Consider the following 7,767-nt stretch of genomic DNA (forward strand, 5'->3'; position numbering starts at 1 on the left):
CGAGTACGTCAACTACAACCAACTTGCGACCCTGGGCGGTGACCGGGACAAGCTGAAGCAGGGGTTGGGGGGTTCCGGTTCGCTGAAGTCTGCCAAGTTTCTCCGGGACTTCTTTCGGGCCGATGTCGTCAGCCTTGTCGTGCCGAACAATGATGCGAATGGCGCGCTTGGAATCGCCTACGTTCCCCAGCGAAAGCCCGCGCCGCTGGATCAGTGGGCGCTGAATGTCTGGACCGTACAAGGCACGGTTCAGCACTACTCGTTGGCTCATGAGGTCGGTCACAACTTGGGGGCGGGCCACTCACCGGACGACGGCAACGCCGAAGAGGACCTCGGTGCGTACTCGTACAGCCGGGGCCATCGGGTGGCTGGCGGGGGCAGCACGGTGATGGTGGCGACACCCGGGTACTGCGGCCTGCCGCCGAATGACTGCCCGTTGCAGCTCCAGTACTCCAACCCGGGCGTCGGGTTCCTCAACCGGCCGTGGGTGCTCTCGGGGAGCTCGTCGGCGAACAATGCTTGGACGGTCGACCAGCTGAATGGGGTGAGTGCGAACTTCCGTCGAGCAGGGACCTATCTCGGCTGGTGGTCGGTGAGCGACGATCTGGACAGCGAGGTCGAGTTCGCTGTCAACTGGCGTGGCGGGTCCTCTGATATCGGTCTGGTGGGTGACTGGAACGGCGACGGCATCGATACTCCCGCCGTGTTTCGCCGATCGACCGGTCAGTGGTTCGTGTCGAACTCGTGGACGGGGCTGCAGGACGTGCCGACCTTCGGGTGGGGCGGAGGCCCAGGGACAGGATCGGGGGATGTTCCCCTGGCGGGGGATTGGGATGGTGACGGCATCGACACGATCGCCATCTTTCGGGTTGTCGACGGGCTCGGGCAGTGGCATCGCAACGATCATCTCGATGGCGCGACCGAGGCGGTCACCTTCTTCGGTGGAGCTGGTGATGTGCCTTTCGTGCACGACTACGACGGCAACGGCACCGACCGCCCCGGGGTGTTCCGTCCCTGGCTGACCCAGACCAACTGGCATCTGGCCAACACCTGGGGCAGCTCGGCGAACGTCTACTGCAGCTTCGGTGGCGGCGTCACCGATCTGCCGGTCGTCGGCCGCTGGCCTGGAGCACCCGCGGATCGGATCGGGATCTACCGGGAAGGCACCTGGCATCTGCGCAACGGGTGCAACAGCGGCACCGTCATCTACGTGAGTGGGTTCGGCACGGCACTCGACCGCAACCCGTTCGTCGGTGACTTCACCACCGGGTCCGACGACACCCCCGGGAGGTTTTTGTGAACGCGACCCTGCGAACGGTTACCGCCGCATCCGTGCTGGTGGCGGTGATCACGCTCGCCGGTGCCTCGCCGGCTCAGGCTGGTGGCACGATCTCGGATGTCACGTTGAGCACCCTGTCGGGCCCACCGGGCACCGCGATCATCATCGAGAGCACCTGCGTGTTCCAAGGCCACCCGGTTCCCGAGGTTCGAGCTTCGCTCCTGGGTGAGAGTGAAGACGGGTTCGGGGCCGCGCCTGCCGGACCGACGGGGATGTCCCGCTACCAGTTGGTCGTACCCGCGGATGCGCCTCCCGGCGAGTACCTGCTGTGGGTCTACTGCGCGTATGCGGCACCCGAGGAGTTCACCTTCACGGTCACCGATGAGCCGCCGTTGACCCCGCCGCCTCCGTTGCTGGTCTTTTCGGTCAGCCCGACATCCGCTCCGCCGGGTAGCGAGGTGGTGGTGTCGATCGATTGTCGCGACGTTGACGGGGTGCCCGGGACCAGAGCGGAGGTCGAGTTCCGTACGTTCGAGGCCCCGCCGCTCGTCGTGGAGACGGCACTGGACACCGCCGGAACGGCCAGGCCGGTCATCGTCGTCCCGGACGTGCGAAGGCCGTTTGCGCATGCCCTCGTGGTGAAGTGCTACGCCGGCGAGTACGGCATAGCGATGGTTGGCACCCGATACGAAGTGACCGAACCGGCGCCGACCACGACCACCACTTCGCAACCACTTCCCGCCATCACCTCCCCGAGGTTCACCGGATAGCAGGGATGCAGGCGCTCACGCGCGGTTGAACAGCGCGACTCAGCTCAGGCGCTCGATGATCATGGCCATCCCCTGGCCGCCACCGACGCACATGGTCTCCAGACCGATGGTCTTGTCGGCGTCCTGCAGGCCGTGGATGAGGGTGGTCATGATGCGGGCGCCGGTCATGCCGAACGGGTGACCGATCGCGATCGCGCCGCCGTTCACGTTGAGCTTGTCCCAGTCGATGCCGAGGTGGCGGGCAGAGGGGATCACCTGGGCCGCGAACGCCTCGTTGATCTCCACCAGGTCGACGTCGTCGATGGTCATGCCGGCGCGCTTCAGCGCCTGCCGGCTGGCCTCCACCGGGCCCATGCCCATGATCTCGGGGTTCAGCCCGCTCACCCCGCTCGACACCACCCGGGCCAGCGGCGTGATGCCCAGCTCCGCGGCCTTGGTGTCGCTCATCACGATCACCGCGGCCGCCCCGTCGTTGAGCGGGCAGGCGTTGCCCGCGGTCACCCGGCCGTCGGGGCGGAAGGCCGGCTTCAGGTTGGCCAGCGCCTCCACCGTCGTTCCGGGGCGGATGCCGTCGTCCTTGGTGACCAGCACCTCGTTGCCCTCGATGTCGGTGGCGGGCAGCGGGGTGATCTCGTGCTCCCAGAAGCCGCGCTCGAGCGAAGCCGTGGCCCGCTGCTGGGACAGAGCCGCGAACTCGTCCATCTCCTCCCGGCTGACCTGCTCGTACTCGGCCACGTTCTCCGCGGTCTGGCCCATGGCGATGTAGATGTCGGGCAGGCCTGCGGGTGGCTGCCAGTCACCCTTGCCTCCCTGGGAGCGCTCCATCGTGCGGGCCTCGGCATCCGCGAACGCCGGGTTGTGGGGGCCGGTGTCGGCCGCGCCGTGCATGTAGCGGCTCACGGTCTCCACCCCGGCGGCGATGAACACGTCACCCTCGCCGGCCTTGATGGCGTGCGCCGCCATGCGGATGGTCTGCAGCGACGACGAGCAGTACCGGTTGACCGTCACCCCGGGCACGTCATCGAGCCCCGCCAGCACCGCCGCCACCCGGGCGATGTTGTAGCCGGACTCGCCCCCGGGCTGGCCGCAGCCCACCAGCACGTCCTCGACCAGCGCCGGGTCGAGTTGGGGCACCTTGCCCAGCACGTCCTTCAGGATGAACGCGGTCATGTCGTCGGGCCGCACGTTGACCAACGACCCCTTGTTGGCCCGACCGATGGGTGTGCGGGCGGTGGCGACGATGACGGCTTCGGGCATGGTTTCCCCCTTCGAGCGGTTGCCGGAGCCCTTGTCTAGCGCGGCGGCACGGGCGGGCAAACCTGAGGCGGTGGCGCTGGTGGCGAGACGCCACGGCATTGACTAGAACGTGTTCTAAAGAGTGCAGAGGGGGGTTCGTCATGGCGCTGGCCGTCATCCGTTTCGACATGCGGGCACCGGGCATGGATCCCGAGGCCACCTCCCGGCTCTACGCGGCGGCACTCGAGATGGGGAAGTGGGCCGACGACCAGGGCTTCGACCTGCTCGTGCTCTCGGAGCACCACGGCGCCGACGACGGCTTCCTGCCCTCCCCGCTCGTGATGGCCGCGGCGATGGCGGGTGTCACCAAGCGGATCCCGCTCAACGTCGCCGCGCTGCTCGTCCCCCTTCACGACCCGATCCGGCTCGCCGAGGACATCGCCGTGCTCGACCTCCTCTCCGGTGGGCGGGTGTCGATCGTGGCCGGGCTCGGTTACCGGCCGGTCGAGTACGCGATGTTCGACCGCCAGTGGAGCGCCCGGGGCCGGCGGATGGACGAGTGCCTCGAGACCATGATCAAGGCCTGGAGCGGCGAACCCGTCGACGTCGACGGCCAGACCGTGCGGGTGACCCCGCGCCCGCTGCAGCAACCGCACCCGATGCTGATGATCGGCGGTTCGGGCAAGGCCGCGGCCAAGCGGGCCGCCCGCTTCGGGCTCGGCTTCTTCCCACCGATCGGCGACGAGGAGCTCAGCGCGCTCTACGTCGCGGAGTGTGAGCGGCTCGGTAAGACGCCAGGGCTGGTGCTCGCACCACATCCCGATCAGCCCGGGACGCTCTTCGTGAGCGAGGACCCTGACCGGGCCTGGGCCGAGCTCGGCCCGTACCTGCTGCACGACGCGGTCACGTACCACAGCTGGCAGACCGCGGACGTGCGTTCGTCGGTGAACTCGGGTGCCACCACCGTCGAGGAACTGCGGGCCGAGGGCGTCTATCGGATCCTCACTCCGGATGAGTGCGTCGAGCTGGCCGGCGCGCTCGGCCCCATGGGAGCGCTCACCAACCATCCGCTCTGCGGCGGGGTGCCTCCCGAGCTGGCCTGGGCGAGCCTGGAGCTGTTCGCCGAGAAGGTCCTGCCCCGTATCCGCGACGTCGTCTGAGGTGGCTGGAGGGGATCGACCGTGAAGTTCGCCATCACGTTCGGCCAGCTGCATCCGGCGTACTGGCTGGAGGCGGTGCGTGAAGCCGACCGGCTGGGTTACGAGTCGGCCTGGCTTCCCGAACACCTGGTGTTCCCGGTGGAGATGCGCGGCCAGCTCGTACCGGGGGAGGAGCACCCACCCGTCCCGCCCAGCACACCCGTCTACGAGCCGGGCGCCTACCTGTCCTTCGTCGCCGCGCAGACCACCCGGATCCGTCTCGGCACCTTCGTCTACCTGCTCGGCATCCGCCACCCCTTCGTGGGGGCTCGCGCCTTCGCCACCCTCGACGTGCTCTCGGGTGGCCGGGCCGAGGTCGGGGTGGGAGCGGGATGGATGACCACCGAGTGGGAGGCGGTGGGCCTCGACCCGGCGACCCGCGGTCGGCGCCTGGATGAAGCCATCGAGGTATGCAAGCGGCTCTGGACCGAGGAGGTGATCGAGCACCACGGCGAGTTCTTCGACTTCGCGCCGGTGATGTTCGAGCCCAAGCCGGTCCAGCACCCCCACCCGCCGATCGTGGTCGGCGGCGAGAGCGATCGGGCCCTGCGCCGTGCCGCCCGCCTGGGTGACGGCTGGATCGGGATGTCCCACACCCCGGAGTCCGTCGTCCCGCAGGTACGCAAGTTGCGAGCCTTCGAGGAGGAGTACGGGCGCGCCGATCGACCCGTGCAGGTGACGGTGATGGGTGCGGTCACGGAGCCTGCGGACCTCGAACGGTGGGCCGAGGCCGGCGTCGACCGGTTGATCGTCGTGCCGTGGACCCGCTCACGGGAAGCGGTGGACGGGCTGCGCCGTTTCGCGGACGACTACCTTCGGTGAGCTGATGCCCGTCGACCTGCGAGACCTCGTCGCCCCCGGTCACACCGCGCTGGTGACCCAGGAGTGCCAGAACGGGGTGATCGGCGAGCCGGCCGCTCTGCCGCAGTTGGCCGAGATCGCTCGCCGGCGGATGATCCCCAACGCGGCCCGCCTGGCTGCCGCCGCTCGCCAGGCCGGGGTGCCGGTCGTGCACTGCGTGGCGGCCCGGCGTCCCGACGGCAGGGGCTCGAACCACAACGCCCGGCTGTTCATGGGCATGTTGAAGACCCCCGTGCCCCTCACCCCGGGCACGCCGGCGGTGGAGGTGCTCCCCGAGATCGGCGTCGCCGAGAGCGACGTGGTGCTCACCCGCCTCCACGGCCTGGGCCCGATGGGTGGCACCGACCTCGACGCGGTGCTGCGCAACCTCGGGGTCACCACCATCGTGGGGGTCGGGGTGTCGGTGAACGTCGGGATGCTCGACTTCGCGTTCGACGCGGTCAACGCCGGCTACCAGATGGTGATGCCCCGCGACGCGGTGGCCGGCATCCCCGAGGCCTACGCGGAGGCGGTGCTCGACAACACCCTCTCGCTGGTGGCCACCCTGCCCGCGACCAGCGAGATCCTGGACGCCTGGCTCAGCTCGCCGGGGTCCTGATCGGCTGGCCGTCGAGACCCACCACGTACCACACCCCGTCCATCCCCTGGCCGTTCGTGTCACCGGGAGCCCGGTCGCCGCTGTAGCGGTAGAGCGGGTGGCCCTTGTAGACGATCTGGAACGTGCCGTCCGGGAGCGGCACCTGCTCGAAGTCCGTGATGTCGAACTGCGCCGGCGGCTCGACCGCATCGGCCACGAACGGCGGCCAGGTCCGGGCACAGGCATCGACGCAGGTGGGCACGCCGCCGGTGTCGTTCAACGTGATGTAGAGCGTCATGCCCTCGGTGTCCACCAGGATGTCCCCGAGCCGGCTCGGTGTCACCGCTATCGCCTCGGCGGGTGGTTCGGTGTCCTCCACGACCACCCCGTCGCCGCCGACCGAACCCTCGTCGGACGTGCTGCACCCGGCGAGCAGCGCCACCGTCAGCACGACCATCAACCAGCGGAACCGGGTGCGCATCGAGCTGCCTCCCTGCTCGGGTAGCGGATCCTTCGCCTGCTCCGCCTGCACCGTAGTCCGAGCTGACGTACCGTCAGCTGCAGGAGGCGGAGGGCTAACGTGAGGCGGGTGAGCATTCCCTCCCCGGACGTGGCCGACGACGAGCTGCGGGCCGCGGACGGCCGGGTGCCGGGCCGCCGGGGTCGGGCCACCCGCCAGCGCCTGCTCGAGCGGACGGCCGAGATGCTGCGGTCCACCTCGTACCGGGACCTGAAAGTCGTCGACATCGCCCGCGGGGCGGGTACCTCGCCGGCGACCTTCTACCAGTACTTCCCCGAGGTGGAGAGCGCGATCCTCGTGCTGGCGGAGGAGATGTCCCAGGTGGGCAGCGCCCGGCTCAGCGGTGTGGTGCGCGACGGCAACTGGAAGGGCCGGGCCGCCTACGACACCGCGATGGCAGTGGTGGAGGAGGTCATGGCCTTCTGGGAGGAGCACCGCGCCGTGCTCCGGGTGGTGGATCTGGCCACCGACGAAGGCGACCAGCGCTTCCGCAAGATCCGGGTGGCGCTCCTCAACGGGTTGACCAACGCGCTGGCCGAGGTCATCGAAGCCGCGGCGAAGACCGGCCGCCATCCCGCCGACCTCGACCCCATGGCCACCGCAGGCGTGCTGGTCTCGATGCTCGCCCACGTGGCCGCCCACCGCTACGGCTTCGAGTTCTGGGGCATCCGCACCGATGATCTGCAGCGGAGCATGGCCCGCATCGTCTACACGACCGTCACCGGTCAGCGGCCACCCGCCGGCACCTAGCCCCCCGACGACGGCGCCTACCATCGCCCGATGCGCTTCGGCATCCTCCCCCCCTACCGAGCGGGTGTCGCCGCCGACCCGGCCTGGATGGCCCGCTTCGCCAGGCACGCGGAGGCGGTCGGGTTCGAGTCCCTCTACACCGTCGAGCACGTCGTCGTGCAGGCCGGCTACGCCGCCCGCTACCCCTACGCCTCGGGTGGCCGCATGCCGCTGCCCGACGAGTGCCCGATCCCCGATCCGCTCGACCTGCTCGCCTTCCTGGCGGGGGTGACGGAGCGCATCGTGTTGGCCACCGGCATCCTGGTGCTGCCCGAGCACCATCCCGTGCAGCTCGCCAAGCGACTCGCGACCATCGACGCGCTCTCCGGTGGCCGGGTGCGCCTCGGTGTCGGGGTGGGGTGGATGCGGGAGGAGATCGAGGCGGTGGGCGTCGACTTCGGGAGCCGCGGGGCCCGCACCGACGAGGCCATCGAGGCGATGCGAGTCCTGTGGCGTGACGAGGAGGCGACGTTTCGGGGGCGCTTCTTCGCCTTCGAGCGGGCGATCAGCAGGCCCCGACCGGTGCAGCCCGGTGG

The 7,767-nt window shown here is 69.5% G+C and carries 9 protein-coding genes; 7 read left to right on the forward strand and 2 right to left on the reverse strand.

The genetic code is table 11. The features are described from left to right. On the forward strand, positions 1–1,300 hold a 1,300-nt coding region (locus tag V7004_RS14275), incomplete at its 5' end, for a M12 family metallo-peptidase (protein ID WP_334144812.1). Further along, positions 1,297–2,049 (forward strand): hypothetical protein, encoded by a 753-nt coding sequence (locus V7004_RS14280; RefSeq protein WP_334144814.1) that lies wholly within the window; start codon positions 1,297–1,299, stop codon positions 2,047–2,049. The genes V7004_RS14275 and V7004_RS14280, both read left to right, overlap by 4 nt. A gap of 39 nt (positions 2,050–2,088) precedes the next feature. Here the strand turns inward: V7004_RS14280 and V7004_RS14285 are convergent, their stop codons facing one another. Further along, positions 2,089–3,306, reverse strand: a complete 1,218-nt coding sequence (locus V7004_RS14285) for an acetyl-CoA C-acetyltransferase (protein ID WP_334144815.1) — start codon at positions 3,304–3,306, stop codon at positions 2,089–2,091. A 140-nt stretch (positions 3,307–3,446) separates the two neighbouring features. On the opposite strand from V7004_RS14285, the gene V7004_RS14290 reads away from it, so the two are divergent. From V7004_RS14290 to V7004_RS14300, 3 genes are read left to right on the forward strand one after another with little or no spacing between them, the layout of a single operon-like run. Further along, positions 3,447–4,445 (forward strand): LLM class flavin-dependent oxidoreductase, encoded by a 999-nt coding sequence (locus tag V7004_RS14290; RefSeq protein ID WP_334144817.1) that lies wholly within the window; start codon positions 3,447–3,449, stop codon positions 4,443–4,445. A 21-nt stretch (positions 4,446–4,466) separates the two neighbouring features. Next, complete coding sequence (locus V7004_RS14295) at positions 4,467–5,306, forward strand: LLM class F420-dependent oxidoreductase (protein WP_334144818.1); 840 nt, start codon at positions 4,467–4,469, stop codon at positions 5,304–5,306. A gap of 4 nt (positions 5,307–5,310) precedes the next feature. Then, a complete protein-coding gene (locus tag V7004_RS14300; RefSeq protein WP_334144819.1) occupies positions 5,311–5,943 on the forward strand; it encodes an isochorismatase family protein in 633 nt (210 codons plus the stop codon). Here V7004_RS14300 and V7004_RS14305 read toward each other — a convergent pair. Further along, positions 5,924–6,454 carry a COG4315 family predicted lipoprotein gene (locus V7004_RS14305; protein ID WP_334144820.1) on the reverse strand — a complete coding sequence of 177 codons (531 nt, stop codon included), beginning with the start codon at positions 6,452–6,454 and terminating at the stop codon, positions 5,924–5,926. The two genes, V7004_RS14300 and V7004_RS14305, sit on opposite strands and share 20 nt — an antisense overlap. Before the next feature lie 57 nt (positions 6,455–6,511). Here V7004_RS14305 and V7004_RS14310 point away from each other — a divergent pair, with 57 nt between their 5' ends. Together V7004_RS14310 and V7004_RS14315 are read left to right on the forward strand one after the other, a co-directional pair. Continuing rightward, positions 6,512–7,192, forward strand: coding sequence for a TetR family transcriptional regulator (locus tag V7004_RS14310; protein ID WP_334144821.1), 681 nt, complete (start codon positions 6,512–6,514; stop codon positions 7,190–7,192). 30 nt (positions 7,193–7,222) lie between these two features. Next, the coding region (locus tag V7004_RS14315) for a TIGR03619 family F420-dependent LLM class oxidoreductase (protein WP_334144823.1) at positions 7,223–7,767 on the forward strand (545 nt) is incomplete at its 3' end.

Origin of the sequence: Rhabdothermincola sp. (assembly GCF_036846205.1) — a bacterium.
Lineage (GTDB): Bacteria > Actinomycetota > Acidimicrobiia > Acidimicrobiales > Acidimicrobilacustridaceae > Rhabdothermincola.

Excerpts from the sequence above, each read along its gene's own strand:
- V7004_RS14290 (WP_334144817.1), top strand. The coding sequence starts at position 3,447 with ATGGCGCTGGCCGTCATCCGTTTCGACATGCGGGCACCGGGCATGGAT.
- V7004_RS14300 (WP_334144819.1), top strand. The coding sequence starts at position 5,311 with ATGCCCGTCGACCTGCGAGACCTCGTCGCCCCCGGTCACACCGCGCTG.
- V7004_RS14285 (WP_334144815.1), bottom strand. The coding sequence starts at position 3,306 with ATGCCCGAAGCCGTCATCGTCGCCACCGCCCGCACACCCATCGGTCGG.